This window comes from Photobacterium sp. DNB23_23_1, assembly GCF_052873815.1.
This window is the reverse complement of sequence record NZ_JBNNXT010000008.1, coordinates 12,591-31,924: the sequence shown is the minus strand read 5'-3', so window position 1 is coordinate 31,924 and position 19,334 is coordinate 12,591. Positions and strand designations below refer to the sequence as shown.

At 47.5% G+C, this 19,334-nt stretch carries 16 protein-coding genes; 6 read left to right on the top strand and 10 right to left on the bottom strand.

From position 1 onward, the window contains the following. Positions 1 to 71 precede the first annotated feature (71 nt). On the top strand, positions 72 to 347 hold the full coding sequence (locus ACVA53_RS07185; protein ID WP_446504798.1) for a hypothetical protein: 276 nt from the start codon (positions 72 to 74) through the stop codon (positions 345 to 347). A 134-nt stretch (positions 348 to 481) separates the two neighbouring features. Here the strand turns inward: ACVA53_RS07185 and ACVA53_RS07180 are convergent, their stop codons facing one another. Both ACVA53_RS07180 and ACVA53_RS07175 read right to left on the bottom strand, forming a co-directional pair. Then, the gene (locus tag ACVA53_RS07180) at positions 482 to 2,326 is read right to left on the bottom strand and encodes a DUF3413 domain-containing protein (protein ID WP_255042006.1); all 1,845 of its coding nucleotides are present in this window, start codon (positions 2,324 to 2,326) and stop codon (positions 482 to 484) included. A 49-nt stretch (positions 2,327 to 2,375) separates the two neighbouring features. Further along, positions 2,376 to 2,594 carry a DUF1414 domain-containing protein gene (locus ACVA53_RS07175; RefSeq protein WP_107350142.1) on the bottom strand — a complete coding sequence of 73 codons (219 nt, stop codon included), beginning with the start codon at positions 2,592 to 2,594 and terminating at the stop codon, positions 2,376 to 2,378. A gap of 84 nt (positions 2,595 to 2,678) precedes the next feature. Between ACVA53_RS07175 and yejK the strand changes: the two genes are divergently transcribed. The 3 genes from yejK (at position 2,679) to ACVA53_RS07160 (ending at position 5,594) form a co-directional block, all read left to right on the top strand. Further along, complete coding sequence (yejK, locus tag ACVA53_RS07170; RefSeq protein ID WP_446504797.1) at positions 2,679 to 3,692, top strand: nucleoid-associated protein YejK; 1,014 nt, start codon at positions 2,679 to 2,681, stop codon at positions 3,690 to 3,692. A gap of 205 nt (positions 3,693 to 3,897) precedes the next feature. Then, positions 3,898 to 5,097, top strand: coding sequence for an Hpt domain-containing protein (locus ACVA53_RS07165; RefSeq protein WP_446504796.1), 1,200 nt, complete (start codon positions 3,898 to 3,900; stop codon positions 5,095 to 5,097). A gap of 134 nt (positions 5,098 to 5,231) precedes the next feature. Further along, positions 5,232 to 5,594 (top strand): nitrous oxide-stimulated promoter family protein, encoded by a 363-nt coding sequence (locus ACVA53_RS07160; RefSeq protein ID WP_255042010.1) that lies wholly within the window; start codon positions 5,232 to 5,234, stop codon positions 5,592 to 5,594. 112 nt (positions 5,595 to 5,706) lie between these two features. Here the strand turns inward: ACVA53_RS07160 and fldA are convergent, their stop codons facing one another. From fldA to nhaC, 7 genes are all read right to left on the bottom strand, one after another. Continuing rightward, complete coding sequence (fldA, locus tag ACVA53_RS07155) at positions 5,707 to 6,195, bottom strand: flavodoxin FldA (protein ID WP_255042011.1); 489 nt, start codon at positions 6,193 to 6,195, stop codon at positions 5,707 to 5,709. 101 nt (positions 6,196 to 6,296) lie between these two features. After that, positions 6,297 to 9,869, bottom strand: a complete 3,573-nt coding sequence (gene nifJ, locus ACVA53_RS07150) for a pyruvate:ferredoxin (flavodoxin) oxidoreductase (protein WP_446504795.1) — start codon at positions 9,867 to 9,869, stop codon at positions 6,297 to 6,299. Positions 9,870 to 10,002: 133 nt separating this feature from the next. Beyond that, positions 10,003 to 11,352 carry a hydroxylamine reductase gene (gene hcp, locus ACVA53_RS07145; RefSeq protein WP_446504794.1) on the bottom strand — a complete coding sequence of 450 codons (1,350 nt, stop codon included), beginning with the start codon at positions 11,350 to 11,352 and terminating at the stop codon, positions 10,003 to 10,005. A gap of 416 nt (positions 11,353 to 11,768) precedes the next feature. Beyond that, positions 11,769 to 12,890: a M20 family metallopeptidase gene (locus ACVA53_RS07140; RefSeq protein ID WP_255042015.1), complete on the bottom strand. Its 1,122-nt coding sequence runs from the start codon at positions 12,888 to 12,890 to the stop codon at positions 11,769 to 11,771. A gap of 74 nt (positions 12,891 to 12,964) precedes the next feature. Then, complete coding sequence (locus tag ACVA53_RS07135; RefSeq protein ID WP_039469360.1) at positions 12,965 to 13,429, bottom strand: YjiG family protein; 465 nt, start codon at positions 13,427 to 13,429, stop codon at positions 12,965 to 12,967. Beyond that, positions 13,429 to 14,148, bottom strand: coding sequence for a nucleoside recognition domain-containing protein (locus tag ACVA53_RS07130; protein WP_255042018.1), 720 nt, complete (start codon positions 14,146 to 14,148; stop codon positions 13,429 to 13,431). Before ACVA53_RS07130 ends, ACVA53_RS07135 begins: the two co-directional genes overlap by 1 nt. Before the next feature lie 473 nt (positions 14,149 to 14,621). Then, on the bottom strand, positions 14,622 to 16,073 hold the full coding sequence (nhaC, locus tag ACVA53_RS07125) for a Na+/H+ antiporter NhaC (protein ID WP_446504793.1): 1,452 nt from the start codon (positions 16,071 to 16,073) through the stop codon (positions 14,622 to 14,624). Between the two features lie 798 nt (positions 16,074 to 16,871). Between nhaC and asd the strand changes: the two genes are divergently transcribed. Continuing rightward, positions 16,872 to 17,987 (top strand): aspartate-semialdehyde dehydrogenase, encoded by a 1,116-nt coding sequence (gene asd / locus ACVA53_RS07120; protein WP_255042095.1) that lies wholly within the window; start codon positions 16,872 to 16,874, stop codon positions 17,985 to 17,987. 123 nt (positions 17,988 to 18,110) lie between these two features. Here the strand turns inward: asd and sodB are convergent, their stop codons facing one another. Further along, a complete protein-coding gene (gene sodB / locus ACVA53_RS07115) occupies positions 18,111 to 18,695 on the bottom strand; it encodes a superoxide dismutase [Fe] (RefSeq protein WP_255042022.1) in 585 nt (194 codons plus the stop codon). 297 nt (positions 18,696 to 18,992) lie between these two features. Between sodB and ACVA53_RS07110 the strand changes: the two genes are divergently transcribed. Next, positions 18,993 to 19,334, top strand: a complete 342-nt coding sequence (locus tag ACVA53_RS07110) for a Grx4 family monothiol glutaredoxin (protein WP_255042023.1) — start codon at positions 18,993 to 18,995, stop codon at positions 19,332 to 19,334.

Here is a 19,334-nt window from a genome sequence, read left to right as displayed (position 1 = left end):
TCGGATCTAAGACAGGCCAGAAAGGTATGCTCCGCTACATTTTAGGTGTTTATATTCATATACGGATGTTTATGACTTATTCACCAAAGTATGTGGGTATCGCTTTCATTGTCTCGATACTTGTCGGCTGTGCAGATACCCGGCATGAAAGGTTATCCGAATTGGGCTTTACCCGGCCATATCTTGATGGCTACCAAGATGGGTGTTATAGCCGCACGAATGAACCGGCGACGCATTTGGAGGGGTTTCGCCAAGATCCCGAAAGAATGGAGGTCGAGGTTAAATATGCTTATGGCTGGCAGGATGGCTACGAGCAATGCTATGCCGACAATAACGATTACTTATAATGATACCAACCTACATAAATACTTGATCAACTACTTATCCAGATTGGTATTATCCAGATCGGTATGAATTGCTAACAACCGCGAATACCAAAAAGGGCAGCCAATGGCTGCCCTCTTCATTTGTTGATCTGTGATTAGTCAGTTTTGTAAAAGCGTTTCATCTCGTGCATTGCTTGCATCAGTGTGGAGAGTTTAGGCTTAGCTGAATCCAACCGCTTATAGTCTTGATTATACACCAGGTAGTTACCGTATTTATCGATCACGGTGGTGGACTCAGGCTGGATCATCACGATATCTTTCTCATTACCTGCCAAAATCCAGCGACGCTTGGTCGAATTGCTAAACAAGCTGTTCCCACTGCTGTAGGCAGTCGCAGGCGTGGTGGTATTTAGAAGCGACTCCATCAGCGTTGGCGCGATATCGAGGTGGCTGGTTAGCCTATCGCTTACTGATGAGACACTGCCTGGCCAATGGATCACGAGTGGCACTTTTAATTGGTATTGGCTGTAGTTACTGTTGGCACCCCAGCTATTGCTACCGGTTTCGTTGAATTCCGTTCCGTGATTGGCCGTAATGATGACAATGGTGTCATCCATTAGTTGCTGGCTGACCAACTGGTCAAAAATACGGATCAGCTGCTCATCAATAAAGTGGGCTGCGTTACGGTAGCTGTTTTTCAATATCAAATTCGTGTTTTGGCCCGAGACATTATTTGAGCCCAAAGACGGTTCAAATTTTGGTGAGTAATCACCGCCTTCCTCAAAGTTTTGTACTGAGGTTAGCTCGATATAGCTAAACCATGGCGAATTGGTCTTTTCAGACTCAAGCCATGAAGCCCAGTTATCCACCGCTTCTGCATCTTGACTGGTGCCGGTTATTTCCTCCAGCGCAAGGCCGTTGAAGATCGCTTCGGTATAAATCGGATCTTGACTGAGATTATCGCCACCGAACAAGCCGAATTGGTATCCGCGTTTTTCAAGTGTGCTGATGAGCAGTGGTTTGGTATTGCTCGAGCGGGCACTGTTGATATAACTGCTTGGCAAACCGTAAAACAGGCCAAAAATACCTGCCGTATTTTCGTTGCTACTGCTGTAGTGGTTCTCGAAATCGATATTTTGGGTGGCAAAAGCCGACAGGTAAGGCATAGTTTCTGCTTCGACCATATCGCTTCGCAGCCCATCAATCACTATGACTAGCAGGTTTTTGCCTGTGCCTGGGTCGTTGAATGCCATTTTTTGCAGGGGATAGCGCAGCTGTTCACTGGTTTCCACCCCTTGGGCATTGAGGCGTTCGGCATATTCTTCACGGTCAAGCAGGCCATGCTTTTCCATGAAGGTTTTCGCTGTCATTGGGTAGGACAGCGGGAAATTAGATCGCTGCGCGGTAATGGGACGGTACAAATTGGCATCCGCCCAGATGTACAGCAAATGACTGCTGATAAAGCAGATCCCAAAGACCGTTGCGATAGGTACCCCAACATGTTTGCGGGTAAGTTTTCTGAGTTTGCGCCACAGCCACTCAGAAAGCACGAGTTGGAGCAGGAATATCACCGGTACGGTAATAAACAGATATTGCCAGCGGGCATTGAGCTCGGTTCGTTCTCCGCTTAGCAGCAGATCCCAGACCAGAGGACTCAAGTGAAGCTCTAGCGTTTCGTAGGCATGGGTGTCGAGCAGCAATGCAGTCAGGCCAGTGGTGGCCACCAACACGGCAAAAAGCCGCATCAAGCGTTGCGATGGGATTAGGAAACTGGCAGGGAAGAGTATCAGGATGTAAAAGCCAAATACTAAAAAGCCAAAATGGCCAACCCAGCTAAGCAGCAGGTAAAATTGGCCAACCAGAGACGCTGGCCACTCGGAATGGGCAATATACCGCGATCCCAACAGCATGGCAGCGATAATATTGAAAAAACTGAACCAGTGTCCCCAGCTGATAAGCTGAGAGACTTTGTCTTTGTAATTGTTACCGCTGGAGACCATAGATGTCAGTGTTTCCCAGTCCTATATAGCTGTGGCACAGCAAACAAGATTAGTCTTCTTTGATTGAAGACTGTAGAGCGTGTGCAAATTTTTCTGCAATTGCTTTCCTTTGCGATGCAGGAACATCGGCATTGATGATGTTAGTCGCAATGTTGCCCACGATCATCAGAGCGAGTTCTGCAGAAGCATCATGCTTCTCTAATACATCGAACATATCATCAATGATTTGTTCAACTTTTTTATTGGTGTATTTTGAAGTAATTGGCATAGGAAGTCTTGTTTAATCTTGTTTAATGTTAAGGAAAGCGACTTATAATAACCTACACTTTAGATTAACTGAAATTTTTCCATTATGAGCCTCACACTTTCCAACGTCATTCTTCATCAATTAGTCAAGAATGAAAACGATGAATTGGAAATTCATCTTAGAAAACAATCCCTTGATAATAACACCGCGACTGAGGAACTGGTATCCGAGTTACATCGAGTATACAGCAGTAAGGGAGCAAAAGGGTTTGGTCACTTCTCTGAAGATAGCGAATTTGGTCATTGGTTGAAACAGTCTCGTCGTGGCGAGTTAGACTTTCTTACATTTTCTAACCAATCAGCCCAGCGACTTCAGGCTGAATTGGTGAAATATCCGTTTGCAGAGTCTGGTACCTTAGTCATTGCGGAATACCAATCTTTAGCTACCGATTACCTCTTTATCGGCCTGCTACCTACCTGCCACAGCATGAAGGTGACTGAGCAGTTGGATATCAGTGCGACTGATTATCTTGATGTGTCGAAAATGGATATCGTAGCCCGCATTGATTTGTCGTCGTGGGAAACTGACGCGGACTCGAACCGTTACCTGACTTACATTAAAGGGCGTGTTGGCCGTAAGATTGCGGACTTCTTCCTCGACTTCCTACAGGCTGAAGTCGGCCTGGATGTTAAAGAGCAAAATCAGGTATTGATGCAGGCGGTGGAAGACTTCTGTGCCGATTCACGCATGGATAAAGAAGAAAAGCAGGAGTACCGCAAGCAGGTTTATGACTACTGTAACGGTCAGTTGCAGTCTGGCGATGAAGTGACGGTCAAAGAACTGGCTGCTGAATTACCTGAATCTGATGACGGCACCGATTTCTACCAATTCACGTCACAGCAAGGCTATGAGCTGGAGGAAAGCTTCCCAGCTGATAGAACGGCGATGCGTAAATTGACCAAATTCGTCGGTTCCGGTGGCGGCGTAACCATCAACTTTGATGGTATGCTACTGGGTGAGCGTATTTTCTATGATGCCGATACCGATACACTGACCTTAAAGGGGATCCCGCCAAACCTGAAAGATCAGTTGCTGCGTCGGCTAAATAGCGATAGCTAAATACCTTGATCGTGCGGGCAGCTTCCTCGCTGCTCGTACTTTTGCTGCATTTTTTATTAATGTTTTAGCCAATTTTTGATTTTGTTTGTACCTCTCTAATTTTTTTGCCTACAGTTTTTGTATAGTTTTCCATACTTTTGAATTTGTTTTATGCCTTGGTTAGGGTGTGGCTTATTGCCATGGGCTGTAATGGACAGGAGTGACCATGAAAAAAACGTTAGGCAAAAGATTGTCTTTTCCCAGTCAGACCCGCAGTTCAACGAAGAGCTTGATTGGTATCGTGTTAATTGTCGCGGCACTACCGAGTTTATATATGGGGACCGCTCAGTCTGGTGTGCTGGGATACGCATTGATTGTGTTTTCAATTATGGCGCTGGTAGCCGCGTTAGGTATTGGTTACAGTTTTATGCTCGAGCCCAAAGATGAAGACAGCTTTGCTCCGAAAGCCGAAGCTGAACCCAAGTTTGAGAGCCATCCCAGCAGCACTCCTGAGACATTGAGCCTTTCCACCGATGTTGAGTCCTTGGCCATTTTCGATAGTGACTACCTGCTTGATACCATGGATGGCGACCGTGATATGGTTATCATGCTCTTAGAGGTGTTTGTCGATGAGCATTTTGATGATGGACATAAAATCGTAAAGGCACTCCAAGCTGGCGATATAGATCAAGTACAGATGTTATCCCATAGCCTGAAAGGGGTTGCTGCCAGTTTGGGCGTCGAGCAGATCCATGCATTGGCCGAGCAGGTTGAGCGTGGAGCCAAAACGCAGGTTGATAATGAAAAGCTGGAAAATTTGTGTGAGTTACTAAAGTTGGTCTTTACGCCTGCCGCATTGGAAATCCAAGCCTTTCTTGATGAAGGTGACAAAATCAAAGCGTTACAGCCAAAGAATACAGATACACTTACCCAAGAGGTATCTGTTCAAGATACATGTATCCAAGAAATATCAGCTACAGATGCTTCCAGCCAAGAAATCCCCCTGCAAGGTCAGCCAAATATAGTCTCGGAGCCGGTTCAGGAAAAGGGCCCTGATAAGGGGGCAGAGTCAGACAGTTGGTTAGATGTCAACGCACTGCGTGAAGCAATGGACGGTGACGAAGAGACGGTGTGTATGTTGCTGGAGATCTTCATTGAGGATAATGTAGGTAAGGGGCAGGTGTTGGTTGCGGCAGTGTCAGAGCCGGGACAGCAAGCTCATGCACTGAATATTGTCCATGCATTGAAGGGCGTGGCGGCAAATTTGAGCGCGCAACCGCTGCAAAGTTGCTGCGGTGCGGCAGAGACGAAATTCAAACACAATGAGCCAGTATCCGTCGAAGAGTGCCGAGAAATAGAGCGGGTATTGGACCTGACGATTGCCAAAGCTGAGGCTTATCTTGCTAAAACGGCGATCGGTGCTTAGAACTCGAGCGAAATGCCGAAGAACAGGTTATTGTGCTAGTTAAGTTCGTTTTAGACTGGTGATTGTTTGGTTCGCCAGCCTGAATTGATCGAGATCATATAAATGCAGTCACGGCAGTGGATAATAGCGACACTATGATCGTTCAAACTTCTGGTCCAGCTCGACAGCAGCGTGAGTTGGATACCGCAAAGGCGATGATTCGCCTTTATTGTAAAACGCTGCACCGTGGTGCCATCATGTGCCCTGAATGCGAAGGGTTAATTGAATATGTCGAACACCGCGTACAAAAATGTCGTCTTGGCAATGAAAAGCCTAACTGTAGCCAGTGTAAGAGCAACTGCTATCAACCGGCAAAACGCTTACATTTCAACCATGTGTCGCGTTGGGCTCTGCCTAAATTGGTATGGCGGCGTCCATTTCAAACACTAAAATTCAAGTTTGACTGTTTGCGTCGTGGCGAGCAGGTTGATACGTCTTCATCTTCTTTACAGCAGTAGCTTACGTTACATAACCTCTTTTGCTCATTATTGACTAAGACGCTGAAAGATAGGATTAAACAAAGGGCTGCATTGGCAGCCCTTACTATTTCAGCTTCATTTCGAACGTAGTCTACAGGCCTAGGGTTGTAAGCCATGTTGCGATTCGATCATCGGTAAGCTCAGGCTGGCGGTCTTCATCCAGTGCCAGACCGATAAACTTCCCGTCTTTTACGGCTCGTGAATCATTAAACTCATAGCCATCAGTAGGCCATTCGCCGATTAGCTCACCACCGGCTTCTTCAACCATTTCTGCTAGCTCGCCCATGGCATCAAGGAAACTATCAGGGTAATCCACCTGATCGCCAAGGCCAAATAGCGCCACTTTTTTACCGTTTAGATCGGCATCTTCCATTTCCGGTACAAAATAGTCCCAGTCAGGCTGCATTTCACCGTAGTTAGCCGTTGGTGTGCCAAGAATAAGTAGATCATAATCATCAAAAATGTCACTACTGTTACCTGCGATATCCTGAGGGTCTAATGCCAGTTTCGCTGCGATTCTCTCTGCGACTTTTTCAGTGTTGCCGGTATCGCTACCGAAAAAAATACCGATGTTAGCCATTTTTTATGTCTCCTAGCGTTTGGTGCAGGCTGGCTTCAAACGGTAAAATTGTCTGGCCAGCCGCTTTGTGAGCTTTGGGTTTACTAATAATTCTGTATTGGTTACTTGTTCGCGTCTTGCTCTGGTTTCCACTGGGCGAGTTGTTCAAGTAGCTGTTGCTTGTGGCTGACCTGTTGGCGAAGGCGGTTGAGGTTCTGCTCATAGCGTGCCGGATCCCTGCGTTTGATCTGGGTGAAGCGCGCTTCACGGCCGATCAGCTCCTCGATGTCTTTTTTCGCTGGCTTCGAGTCCATCTGCAATGCTGCGCGTCCTTTGGCAATCCGGCGCGGATCAAAGCGGAACAATGGCCATAGACCGGAGTCGACTAACAGTTGTTGATGCTCAACACCTTCAGCCATGTCAAAACCATGGGTAATGCAAGGTGAGTAGGCGATCACCAAGGATGGCCCCGGATAGGCTTCTGCTTCCTGAAGGGCTTTGATGGTTTGGTTCATATTGGCACCCAGCGCGATCTTGGCGATATAGATGTTGCCGTGCATCATCATATTGAGCGCCAAATCTTTGCCCTGGCTGGTTTTGCCTTGGGTTGCAAACTTGGCGACGGCGCCGGTCGGTGTGGCTTTGGATTGCTGGCCACCGGTGTTGGAGTAACCTTGGGTATCCATTACCAGAACGTTGACGTTATCACCCCCAGCAAGCACATGATCCAGGCCGCCATAGCCAATGTCATAAGCCCAACCGTCACCCCCGACAATCCAATTGCTTTTCGCCACCAAGTCGTCGGCACAAATATCTAGCTGGCGCATAGAGTAAGGCAGTGCGGCACGCAGACGGGTAAGGTTGCCACGTTGGCGCACGACAGCTGTTTCGCTGTTATCGAAGGCATCCTCGCGGATTTGTTCAATTAACTCTGCCGGAATAATATCGCGCGCAGTATCAAGCAATGACAGGGCATGGTGGCGTTTGCTGTCTAATGCCAAGCGCATACCCAAGCCGAACTCGGCATTGTCTTCGAACAGCGAGTTAGCCCAAGCAGGGCCTCGACCATCACTGTTAATCGCATAAGGTGTGGTCGGCAGGTTACCGCCATAAATCGATGAACAGCCGGTTGCATTGGCGATCAGTAAGCGGTCACCGAATAGCTGGGTAAGCAATTTGACATAGGATGTCTCGCCGCAACCAGAGCAGGCACCAGAGTATTCGAACAATGGCTGTAGAAGCTGACTGGTACGGGCATCGATACGTTTGATATCAATGCGCTCCACTTCAGGCAGTTGCAGGAAGTACTCATAGTTTGTGTTTTGCTGCTCAATGACTTGTTGCTTGGGTACCATATTGATGGCCTTGCGGGCCGGGTTGTCCTTGTCACTGGCCGGGCACGCCGTGGTGCACAGGTTACAACCGGTACAATCCATTGGCGACACCTGCAAGGTATAGGCCTGGCCTTTGAAGTCGCGCTGCTTGTAGTCGGTATGCTTGAAACCGTCAGGCGCATCGCTAAGTTCACCGGGGGCGACTGTCTTAGCTCTGATGGCGGCATGCGGGCACACTAAGGTACAGATATTACATTGGGTACACAGATCTTCTTCCCAGACAGGTACTTCCTGCGCAATGTTGCGTTTTTCCCATTGGGTTGTGGCCGTCGGCCAGCAGCCGTCTACTGGGAAGGCGCTGACAGGCAGTTGATCACCTTTATCAGCCATCATCATCGCGCTGACACGTTTGACTAATTCTGGCGCGTTTTCGCTCACTACCGGCTGACGACGGAAGAGACTGGTGACGTCATCTGGAATAGCGACAACCTGAATATGTTCGACGGCGGCATCAACTGCAGCATGGTTAGCCTCAACAATGGCTGGCCCACGTTTGCTGTAACTTTTCTCAATGGCTGCCTTTAATTGCCCGAGTGCCTCTTCAAGTGGCATTAAGTTGCTAAGGGCAAAAAATCCCGCTTGCATGATGGTGTTGATGCGGTTTTTCAGGCCAAGGTCGCGGGCGAGTTTGACTGCATCGATGACATACAGTTTTAGCTGACGGCCTATGATGACCTGCTGGACTTCACGTGGCAGGTGCTGCCATATGGTATCGGCATCGTGCGGGCTGTTGAGAAGCAGGGTGGCTTTAGGCGCGGCCTTTTCGAACATTTCCAATTTGTTGATGAACTGGAACTGATGGCAGGCAATAAAGTCTGCTTGTTCAATCAGGTAGGGGGCTTCAACTGGCTGGGGATCGATGCGCAGGTGCGAGGTAGTGATGCCACCTGATTTCTTTGAATCATAGACAAAGTACCCCTGGGTGTGAAGAGGGGTATTTTCACCGAGGATCTTGATGGTGTTTTTATTGGCGCTGACCGTACCGTCGGCACCAATACCATAGAACAATGCACGCAAACGGCTTGCGGGCTCTACATCGATAGAGATTGGCAGCGGCAGTGATAAATGGGTGATATCGTCGACGATCCCAACGGTAAATGAATGCTTGAGTTGCTGTTCACGCATGGCATTGAAAATACCCGCGGCATGGGATGGGGTGAATTCTTTGGAAGAAAGCCCATAGCGGCCGCCCACAATGGCTGGCATTTGAGGGTACTGCTGGTTGGCAACGGCTTGCTGCAAGGTTGCCATAACATCCAAGTACAGTGGTTCACCCACAGCACCGGGCTCTTTGGTGCGATCAAGTACGGCAATATTTGTGACAGAGGTCGGTAGCACCTCTATCAAGTGTGCTAAAGAGAACGGACGGTATAGGTGTACGGTGATTACGCCAACTCTTTGGCCGAGGGCCAGTTGGTGGTCAACGGCTTGTTTTACTGTTGAAGAGGCTGAGCCCATCACGACGATAACGCTATTGGCCTGCGGATGGCCGTAGTAGTCAAACGGGCGGTATTCGCGGCCGGTCAACTCGGCAAATTGTGCCATTTTGCTCGCGACAATATCAGGACACGCTTGATAAAACAGGTTCGATGCTTCACGGGCTTGGAAGAAGGTGTCTGGGTTTTGCGCTGTGCCTCGGATGCTCGGCGCATCAGGGGTTAGCCCGCGTTCGCGGAAGGCATTGACCTGCTCGTTGTCCACCATGGTGTGCAGGGTCGTATCATCAATCAGTTTGATCTTATTGATTTCATGCGAGGTACGGAAACCATCGAAGAAATGCACGAAGGGTACTCGGCTTTCTAGTGTTGCCGCTTGGCTAATAAGAGCAAAGTCATGGGCTTGCTGGACGCTACCTGCTGCCAACATGGCAAAGCCTGTTTGGCGTACAGCCATAACATCTGAGTGATCACCGAAGATCGACAATGCATGAGTGGCAAGGGTACGGGCGGCAACATGCATGACAAATGGGGTAAGCTCCCCGGCAATTTTGTACATGTTAGGGATTTTAAGCAGTAAACCCTGCGACGATGTGAAAGTGGTCGACATGGCGCCAGCCATCAAGGCACCGTGAACGGCACCGGCGGCCCCGCCTTCGGATTGCATTTCGAGCACTCGGGGTACTTGGCCCCAGATATTTTCTTTCTGCTGGGATTCCCATGTCTCGCAGGCTTCCGACATCGGAGAAGATGGAGTGATAGGGTAGATACCGATCACTTCATTGCAGCGATAAGCAATAGACGCGGCGGCTTCATTGCCGTCCATGGTAACAAACTGCGATTGGCTTTTTTGATGAGTAGACATGACTAGCTCCATAGGGCTAACAGGTACAGGTAATCGACACAGGCAAACAGGTTGCTGCGTTTATAGTTTTTTTAATAGGGTGGGCCGACCCCTAGTGGGTAGCAGAGGGCCGGCCCGAGGGCATTAGTGCGATTTACACTTCAACCACGTCTAGCTGCGGTTGAGGGTTTAGCATGCGGGCCAAGTCATCTTTGGCATTACCGGTTAGCTGCAGGTTAAATTGCTGCTGGAGGAAGGCAAAGATATCTTCGTTAACAAACTCCGGTGGGTTAGGACCAAGGTAAATATTCTGGATACCCAAGTTGAACAGTGCCAATAGGATCAGTACCGCTTTTTGCTCCATCCAAGACAGAACGATATTCACCGGCAGATCGTTAACAGCAACGCCCATTGCATCGCTCAGTGCCAGCGCGATCATCACGGCACCGTAGCTGTCGTTACACTGGCCAAGATCAAGGTAGCGTGGGATTTCAGTGCCCGGAACCGTACCAAAATCATGGTCGTTGAAACGGAACTTACCGCATGAAGACGTCAGGATGACGCAATCGTCAGGGATAGACAGAGCCAACTCACGGAAGTAATCATTTGGTTTTCCTGGCTTATCACAACCTGCCACGACGAAGAACTGCTTGATCTTGCCTTCGTTGACCGCTTCTAGGATCTGCGGTGCCAAACCAAGAATCGTCTTGTAGTTGTGGCCGGTCATCAGGGTGTCTTCACTGTCGAAGCCTTCGATATCCGGCAGGCTCAGTGTTTGCTCGATCAGTGGAGAGAAGTCGTCTTCAAGCTGGCGGCAGTTATCGATGCCGACAATACCGTAGCTGTATAGACGGTCGGCATAATCTGCGCGGCCTGTTGGCGGAACAATACAGTTAGTGGTCACGATAATGGTACCGTTCCACTTTTGGAATAGCTGCTTTTGGTCGAACCAAGCTTTACCAACGTTACCTTTTAGGTGACTGTATTTGCGCAGCTCTGGATAGCCGTGTGCAGGTAGCATCTCTGAGTGGGTATAAATGTTGATACCTTTACCTTCGGTTGCAATAAGCAGTCGCTCAAGCAGTTCAAGGTCGTGGCCGGTAACCAGAATACCTTTACCTTCAGCTTTGTTTTGTGGCACGCATACAGGGGTAGGGATCCCTAGGCGGCCATGGTGGGCTTCGCCCAGGCGAGACATCATCTCGCTACCGGCACCACCGATTTTCATCAATTGGGCAATGTGCTGCTCAAAGCTGAAGTTAACGTTAGTTAGTGTGAAATATAGGGTTTCGGCAATTACGTCATCAACCGATTTAGTATCTGCACCCAGATCATCGGCGTGGGTACGGTAAGCAGAAAGGCCTTTCAGACCGAAAATCATAATATCTTGAAGGCGAGAAAGGTTTTCGTCTTTACCACAGGTGCCTTGGGTTTTTCCCGTGCTACCGCAGCCGCCAGTTTGGGCCATCGAGCACTGATGACAAAACATTGCTAAGTTCGACATTATTGCATTCCTTAAAGGTGTATTTATATTGCAACTTATAGTGCGAGAATACGAGGAAAGCGAAGCAGCGTCATTGATCGAGATCATTTCCGCCAATAACATTCATATAAAATGCTACTTATGTGGGGTGGTTCTGCTATTTGTATCGGATTGTATGGATTGGCTTAGTATTATTGTACGCTGTTTTAAATTTAGGTAGCCTATTAATAGGCAGCGAATTTATATGGAAATGAGATGAGTGTATCCTTGAAGGCACAGACACATTTGGCTCAGCGTCACCTTGTAAAAGTGCGGAAAAAATACTTAGCAGCGTACCGGGTGAATGAAAAGGATCGGGATAGAGGATAGGTGATAAATGGGGATTAAAAAGGGCGCATCTGCGCGCCCTTCTTTATGCTGGGTAATCTATCGTTAGATTAGCCTGCGATTTTGGTTAGTACTTTTTTCAGTAGCTGGATACGCGGCTCGATTGTTTCAAGCTCAAGGTATTCATCAGCGCTGTGGAAACCAGCACCGGCAGGGCCAAGGCCATCCAGTGTAGGGATACCCATTACCGCTGTTAGGTTTGCATCGGAACCACCACCGACTTCTTGCCATGTGATGTTGATGCCCACTTCTTGGCCTGCTTCTTCTACCAACGCCATCAAAGACTCTGTTTTCTCTGAAGGAACCATAGATGGTTTGTGTGCTTCGCGGTCAATGGTAATTGCGACACCGTCAACAAATGGCGTTTCAGCCATTGCACGGATCTTAGCGTCGGCATCTGCGTATTCGTCGTTGTCCCAGAAACGCACATCCACCACAGCTTCTGCGTGATCAGGAACGATATTGGCACCTGCACCACCTTTAACCACGCCCACGTTAAGCGTTGTGCCGCTTTCGAAATTGGTTAGATTGTTGATAGCCAAGATCCAGTTTGCCATCTCAGTGATTGCACTGCGGCCATTTTGTGGTTCGTTACCAGCGTGTGCGGCTTTACCAGCAAATGTCAGGCGGTAGCGAGCCATACCCTTACGGGCTTTAACCAAAGAGCCATCAGCACGGGCTGCTTCAGCAACCAGTACATTTTTAGCATTAACGGCAACGCTCTTTAGCCATTCTTCCGAGTGCAGCGAACCAATTTCTTCGTCTGGGTTCATGCATACACAGATAGACAGTTTATCTAGTGTTTCCTGATCCATGTCACGCAGGGTGTAAACAACGTTTAGCAGGCCAGATTTCATGTCAGAGACACCAGGGCCGTAGGCACGCTTTTCATCAAACGTCATTGGGCGAGCAGCTACGGTGCCAACAGGGAAAACGGTGTCCATGTGGCCAATAAGCATTACGTCAATGTGTTCAGCATCTGGCTTATTGCGCACTTCAAGGCCTGTTCCGGCGATGCCACAATCAACACGCTTCACGTTCCAGCCCAGATCAACGTATTTTTGTTCCATCTGGTTGGCAATAACTTCAATGCCTTCTTTGGTTAGCGTACCGCAGTCGACATCGATTAGCGGGCGTAGTTCTTCCAAGTAATCTTGCAGTGAGAAACTCATATTAGCTCCTGAGAGAACCCTGTACGGGTAGGAATAGCGACAGGAAAAAGGGGGCAATGCCCCCTTAAAGGTATTTACACTAGGATGTTCATTACGAACATAGCAACGAATGCATTTAGGACAGAAATTGCAACCATTACTGGGATGTGGCGGCCTTCTGTACCGATAACACCTAGGATACGGCCAAGGTACTGAACCTGAGAACCCATTAGGTAGATAGCTGGAGCCAGGATAGCAATGTGGTTACCGTCAAGGATACCGCTGTCAAACAGGGTGATTACCACACCAACCGCACCCCCCATCGACATCCACGCACCGATCAATACCGCGGCGGCTTCACCTGGTAGGCCGAAGATACCCATGATAGGTGAGAACAAAACGCCCATAGCGTCAAGTGCACCAGTAAGAGAAAGCACTTTGATGATCACGAATGCCATCAGTACGTTCGGGATCGTAGAGCTCGTCGAGATAGCCCAGCCTTTCTTCGCGCCTTCTACGAAGATATCAGTAACCATTGGTTTTTTAGTTGCTTGAGACATTATGCGGTCTCCTTCTCAGTAGAAACGTTGTTTTTCTTATCAGTGGCAGCTAGGTATAGACGGAAGATGTTCGCGCCTACAAATTTCATCACGAACATGATCACAACAGCCAGACCAATTGAAGAGGTTACTGCGTTGCTGCCGTCAGCGTAGGTTAGAGTGAACAATACCGCGCCAGAAGAGAAGAAGTTAACAATGGTGGCACCGGCAGAGAACTGGAACATCGCAAACACATCGGTTTCACGCTGGTTGATGTGGCCGCTTTCTTGCAGCTGGCGGGTCATTGATGCGCCAGAGTCAGTGTTCTGAAGAGAAGCGATCAGTGCAAGTCCAGTATCGCCAGGAAGACCGACTAGCGGGCGAAGTAATGGAGTTAGAAGCTTACGTGCTGCGTTTAGGGCGCCGTAGTGCTCAAGAACATTAATCATACCCAATGCGAACATTACGGTAGGAACCAATGTTAGGGCAAATAGGAAACCGTCACGTGCACCGCTACCGCCAGTACCGCGCATAGTGGTTTGTGTTACTTCTACTGCACCGTCAGCAGCTGTAGTGACAGTGTTTGCCATTGTACCGAATGAACCGTTCAGTGTGTTGAAATCAAATACACCGTACCACTCGTTGGTTTGCAGTAAACCGGAAAAGAACACAAAAGCGAACGCTAGGGCAATGTATGCACCTATCGTTACCTTTTGGTTTTTCTCTGCTGGATTGCTCATATGTAACCTCTTAGGAATCAAAAAGGCCGATTGGCCAAAATAAGGAATCTGTAACATTTCTTCACAAAGAAAGCGGCTGTTACAGAGTCCTCAAAAAAGAAACGAGGTCATTGTCCCCGATCTCATGAGGAAATAATTGACGGGGGTCAATATGTGCTACTCAATACTAATCCAATGGGTCTAATGGCTGGTATTTGTGATCGTGATCTACATTAATATCCTATTAACAAAAGATAATATTTCTAACTGATGTTTTTAAGCATGATTAATTGTTTTTTTATTATTAATTAATCATTTCAGTGGTGTGTTTTTAGTGTTTGAACGGTGTTTTTGAGGCTGGGTAGGAATGATAATTCTGCGTGTTGTTGCCGGCTGGTTAGTCTAATCTTGGTTAATGTTTGTTTACAACTATATTCTTGACTGGAAATAAAAGGCGCCCTTGAGGCGCCCTTACAATTTGCCACCGAAGAAACTTAAGCTGTTTGTTGTGGACTCTGAGTCGCTTGTGACTGACTCTCTTCTCCAGCTTCGTCTGTGACGACAGTTGGAGGACAGCGATCAACGAACCAACCCATGTACGACGAGACAATAGTGACGATAATGCACACAAAGCTCAGCCACATAAACGGCGCATAGGAGAAGGTTGCGACACCTAGAATACTGGCCATGTAGATACCGTTATCACTCCAAGGGACCATGCCTGATGTCAGGGTACCGCCGAACTCTGCATTTCGAGAGAGGTTCTTACGCTGGTAACCGAGGCGGTCGTAGTTCTTGGCACAAATTTTTGGCGTTAGGATCAGTGATACATACATCGCCGAGCCGAAGACATTGCCTAGGAAAGCTGTAGCAATTGTTGACACCGATAGGCTACCAGCAGAGTTGACACGTTTTTCGAATATTTTTGCGATGGTTTGTAGGACTCCAACCTTATCCAGAAGCCCACCGAAGCCAAGACCAAAGATGATAACAGCCACCGAGCCTAGCATTGATGACATGCCGCCACGGTTAAGGATGGCATCGATGAAGTCGACACCTGAATCAATAGAGAACGGGGCCCAAGCGGTGTTGAATGCAACCAGTGGGTCCATATCTTGAACCATTACTGCCCAGATAATACCCAGTAGCGAACCCAGAGAAATAACCGGGAAAGAAGGAAGCCGTAAAGCCAGTAGGGCAAGAACTATGATCACTGGTACGAATGAGAATGGCGAGATCACGAACTGCTGATCCATCGCAACGATAACAGACTCAACCTGAGACATGTCGACATTGCCCGCATAATGAATGCCAACCCCGGTAAAGAGGATACCGGTAATAATGTAGCTGATAAGAGCAATTGGTAGCATGCCTTTGATGTGTTCGACAATCTCTACATTCGACATTGATGAAGCTAGAATTACCGAGTCCGATAGCGGTGACATTTTGTCACCGAAGTAACAGCCGGATAGCACCGCACCCGCTGTCATTGGAGCCGGGATCCCCAGACCCTGGCCAATCCCCATCATTGCAATACCAGCGGTACCTGCAGCACCCCAAGAGGTACCGGTTGCCAGCGCCGTCATAGAACAGATCAGCATAGTGGCAAGTAAGAAGATGGATGGGTGAATGGCTTTAAGTCCGTAATAAATGATAGTTGGAACAATACCACCAGCAATCCAAGTACCGACAAGCGCACCCACTGCGAGCAAAATGAGCACGGCACCCAAGCCGTTAGCAATGCCTTTGGTTGCTGCTGTTTCTAGCGATTTATAATCATGACCAAGCCTAATGCCCAGTGCCATGATCACGAACCAGCCGATGTAAAGCGCTAACTGGATAGGTAAATCGAGTTTCGCAGTAAAAGAGAAAGCCAGCGCAAGAAAAATACCGAGAGCGATAAAGACCTGAGTCAGCGACGGTAGTTTTACAGTCTGTTTGTTCATACTTCTAACCTTGTAAGTTCGAGCCTGTAAATAATGATTATTCCTTTGAACTGTGTATTTTTGCCCCAAGGAATTAATTTTTAATGATTTTGATGACCAAAATGGCCAGTTAAAGAGTGTTGGCATTGATTTGCCGCTACTCTAGCGGATAGATTTCATGCTCACGATAGAAAATGTCTCTAGATGTGATCTGATACAAAATGCAGCCAGTACCCTTTAAAATAGTACGTTTGCATTTTGAATTGTTGTTGAATTAGCGTGATTAATTTGTTTTCTGTATGTTTTTTGTCTGCTTTTCATGTTGTTTCTATTTGTGACATTTCATTAATAGATAGATGATGTAATCACAATTTAGGTGGTATTCTAGAATTAAGATTCGCTAAATCGAGTCATGGTAGGTTATCAATATGTGGTGAAATGATCAAAACAAGTAATGCGAACTGCTTGTGGAGATTCGGTAAAGATTTCATTTTTTAGTCATATTTTTGTTGGTTATTTCACGCTTGAAGTGCGTTTTGAGCTATGTTTTTTGCCTTCTAGCCCGAAATTTCACCAAAGTCCATGTGGGGGTTTATCATTCATCACCGTAGGGTGTAATATTATTTGCTGGATTTGTTCACTGTGTGGTGATTTTTTTTACAGGTTTTTTGCAAGTTATGCTTGAGTTTCGGGGCTGAAATTACTATAGATGGAGGCCTGCCTGTCGTTATAACTATTGGGGACTGCTCTTGAAATGGTCTAACCAGAATGCCAATAGTTATACCGATAGAACAATGATCAGGGAGAGTAGTGCAGATGATGAAAGTAGGATTAGTGGGTTGGCGAGGCATGGTGGGCTCTGTCCTGATGCAACGTATGGTTGAAGAAGGTGATTTCAATGTCATCGAGCCAGTTTTTTTCTCTACGTCCCAAATTGGGATCCCAGCCCCGAATTTTGGTAAGGAAGCTGGCGTCCTTCAGGATGCGTTTGATATTGAACGCCTGAAACAGTTGGATGCGATTATCACCTGTCAGGGTGGTAGTTATACCGAGAAAGTATACCCAGCATTACGTCAAGCAGGCTGGAAAGGCTTTTGGATTGATGCGGCATCAACTTTGCGCATGAAACAAGACTCCATTATTGCCCTTGATCCTGTGAACTATGAACAGATGAAACAAGGCCTGCACAAGGGTGTGAATACTTTCGCAGGTGGTAACTGTACCGTGAGCCTGATGCTGATGGCTGTGGGTGGTTTGTATCAAGCGGGTTTGGTTGAGTGGATGACCTCTCAAACCTACCAAGCGGCATCAGGTGCTGGTGCGAAAAACATGCGCGAGCTGATCAGCCAGATGGGCGTGATCAACGATGCGGTTTCTAGTGAATTGGCTGATCCATCTACGTCTATTTTGGATATCGACCGCAAGGTGGCTGAAACCATGCGCTCTGAGAGCTTCCCGGCTCAAGAGTTTGGTGTACCGCTAGCGGGTTCGTTGATCCCTTGGATTGATGTGAAGCGCGATAATGGCCAAAGCAAGGAAGAATGGAAAGCGTCGGTAGAAACCAACAAGATCCTCGGCCTTGATAGCAAGCCTATTCCAATCGACGGTACATGTGTACGTATCGGTGCAATGCGCTGTCATAGCCAGGCACTGACGTTGAAGCTGAAGAAAGCTGTGCCAATGGACGAGGTGGAGGAAATCATCGCTTCACATAACGATTGGGTAAAAGTGATCCCGAATGATCGTGATGTGACAGCCCAAGAGCTGAGTCCAACTAAAGTAACCGGAACCCTATCTGTTCCTGTTGGCCGTCTGCGTAAACTGGCAATGGGCGATGATTACCTTAATGCGTTCACTGTCGGTGACCAGTTGCTGTGGGGTGCTGCTGAGCCGCTACGTCGTACTTTGCGTATCATCTTGGCTGAAAAGCACTAAGTTTCTTGTCAGCCGTGCCATAGTGCTAAAAAAACGCCTGCTCTATCTGGTTAACAGAAGAGCAGGCGTTTTCATAACGCTTAAAGCAACTTGTTGAGCTGAATTAGGTGGATGTTAGCGCGATTAAGCTGCTAGGTTCTTCGCAACGAAGTCCCAGTTAACCAGTGCCCAGAAACCGTTCATGTAGTCTGGACGTAGGTTGCGGTAATCGATGTAGTACGCGTGTTCCCACAGGTCAACAGTTAGAAGAGGAGTTACACCTTCTTCTGTTAGTGGTGTAGCAGCGTTAGACGTGTTAACGATGTCTAGAGAGCCGTCAGCTTTCTTAACAAGCCAAGTCCAAGATGAGCCGAAGTTGTTGATTGCTGAGTCAGTGAACTTTGCTTTGAATGCTTCGAAAGAACCGAAAGCGGTATTGATAGCGTCAGCCACCTCACCTGTTGGTTCACCGCCAGCTTTTGGTGCTAGGCAGTGCCAGTAGAAAGTGTGGTTCCAAATTTGAGCTGCATTGTTGAATACACCACCAGTTGAAGTCTTAACGATTTCTTCTAGGGATTTTTCTTCAAGCTCAGTACCTTCGATAAGACCGTTTAGCTTGACCACGTATGTATTGTGGTGCTTGCCGTGGTGAAATTCCAAAGTTTCCTGAGAGATGTGTGGCTCAAGAGCATTTTTTTCATAAGGTAGAGCTGGTAGTTCGAATGCCATTGCTCGATTCTCCATTTTGGTTAAGGGGCGTTTCCCTTGACATTACTTCCAGTCGGCTAAGGCCAACTTATTATTTGAAACTGACTATTGTCACTGAATTACTATACCGCTAGGTATTGGTCTAAATTGTGACAGTGAAATCATTTTAGCAAGTTTTTTCTTTATTAAAAGATCTGAAGGTTAAAAAGAAGTGAAAAATAATATCCTTATTTTCTTTAGGCGTTTTTTTCCGGCGCGTGACCAAGTAGAATGATGTCTGTGATAGTCAACTTAAAAGCAAAGTCGTAAGAGGAAGCTATGGAAACCATCGACAAAATTAAACAACAGATTTCTGAAAACGCTATTCTGTTGTACATGAAAGGCTCACCAAAACTACCAAGCTGTGGTTTTTCTTCTCAGGCGGCACAGGCGCTGATGGGATGTGGTGAAAAATTTGCTTACGTCGATATCCTGCAAAATCCAGATATCCGCGCTGAGCTTCCAGCCTACGCACAATGGCCAACTTTCCCTCAACTATGGATTGAAGGTGAGCTCGTTGGCGGCTGTGACATCATTATCGAGATGTTCCAGAAAGGTGAACTTCAGCCATTGGTAAAAGAAGCGGCTGAGCGTCGCGACGGCGAAGCATCTGCAGAGTAA

Excerpts from the sequence above, each read along its gene's own strand:
- hcp (WP_446504794.1), bottom strand. The coding sequence starts at position 11,352 with ATGTCGAACTTAGCAATGTTTTGTCATCAGTGCTCGATGGCCCAAACT.
- ACVA53_RS07180 (WP_255042006.1), bottom strand. The coding sequence starts at position 2,326 with ATGGTCTCCAGCGGTAACAATTACAAAGACAAAGTCTCTCAGCTTATC.
- nhaC (WP_446504793.1), bottom strand. The coding sequence starts at position 16,073 with ATGAACAAACAGACTGTAAAACTACCGTCGCTGACTCAGGTCTTTATC.
- ACVA53_RS07110 (WP_255042023.1), top strand. The coding sequence starts at position 18,993 with ATGGAAACCATCGACAAAATTAAACAACAGATTTCTGAAAACGCTATT.
- yejK (WP_446504797.1), top strand. The coding sequence starts at position 2,679 with ATGAGCCTCACACTTTCCAACGTCATTCTTCATCAATTAGTCAAGAAT.
- ACVA53_RS07175 (WP_107350142.1), bottom strand. The coding sequence starts at position 2,594 with ATGCCAATTACTTCAAAATACACCAATAAAAAAGTTGAACAAATCATT.
- ACVA53_RS07165 (WP_446504796.1), top strand. The coding sequence starts at position 3,898 with ATGAAAAAAACGTTAGGCAAAAGATTGTCTTTTCCCAGTCAGACCCGC.
- ACVA53_RS07185 (WP_446504798.1), top strand. The coding sequence starts at position 72 with ATGACTTATTCACCAAAGTATGTGGGTATCGCTTTCATTGTCTCGATA.
- asd (WP_255042095.1), top strand. The coding sequence starts at position 16,872 with ATGAAAGTAGGATTAGTGGGTTGGCGAGGCATGGTGGGCTCTGTCCTG.
- ACVA53_RS07135 (WP_039469360.1), bottom strand. The coding sequence starts at position 13,429 with ATGTCTCAAGCAACTAAAAAACCAATGGTTACTGATATCTTCGTAGAA.
- nifJ (WP_446504795.1), bottom strand. The coding sequence starts at position 9,869 with ATGTCTACTCATCAAAAAAGCCAATCGCAGTTTGTTACCATGGACGGC.
- ACVA53_RS07160 (WP_255042010.1), top strand. The coding sequence starts at position 5,232 with ATGATCGTTCAAACTTCTGGTCCAGCTCGACAGCAGCGTGAGTTGGAT.
- fldA (WP_255042011.1), bottom strand. The coding sequence starts at position 6,195 with ATGGCTAACATCGGTATTTTTTTCGGTAGCGATACCGGCAACACTGAA.
- ACVA53_RS07130 (WP_255042018.1), bottom strand. The coding sequence starts at position 14,148 with ATGAGCAATCCAGCAGAGAAAAACCAAAAGGTAACGATAGGTGCATAC.
- ACVA53_RS07140 (WP_255042015.1), bottom strand. The coding sequence starts at position 12,890 with ATGAGTTTCTCACTGCAAGATTACTTGGAAGAACTACGCCCGCTAATC.
- sodB (WP_255042022.1), bottom strand. The coding sequence starts at position 18,695 with ATGGCATTCGAACTACCAGCTCTACCTTATGAAAAAAATGCTCTTGAG.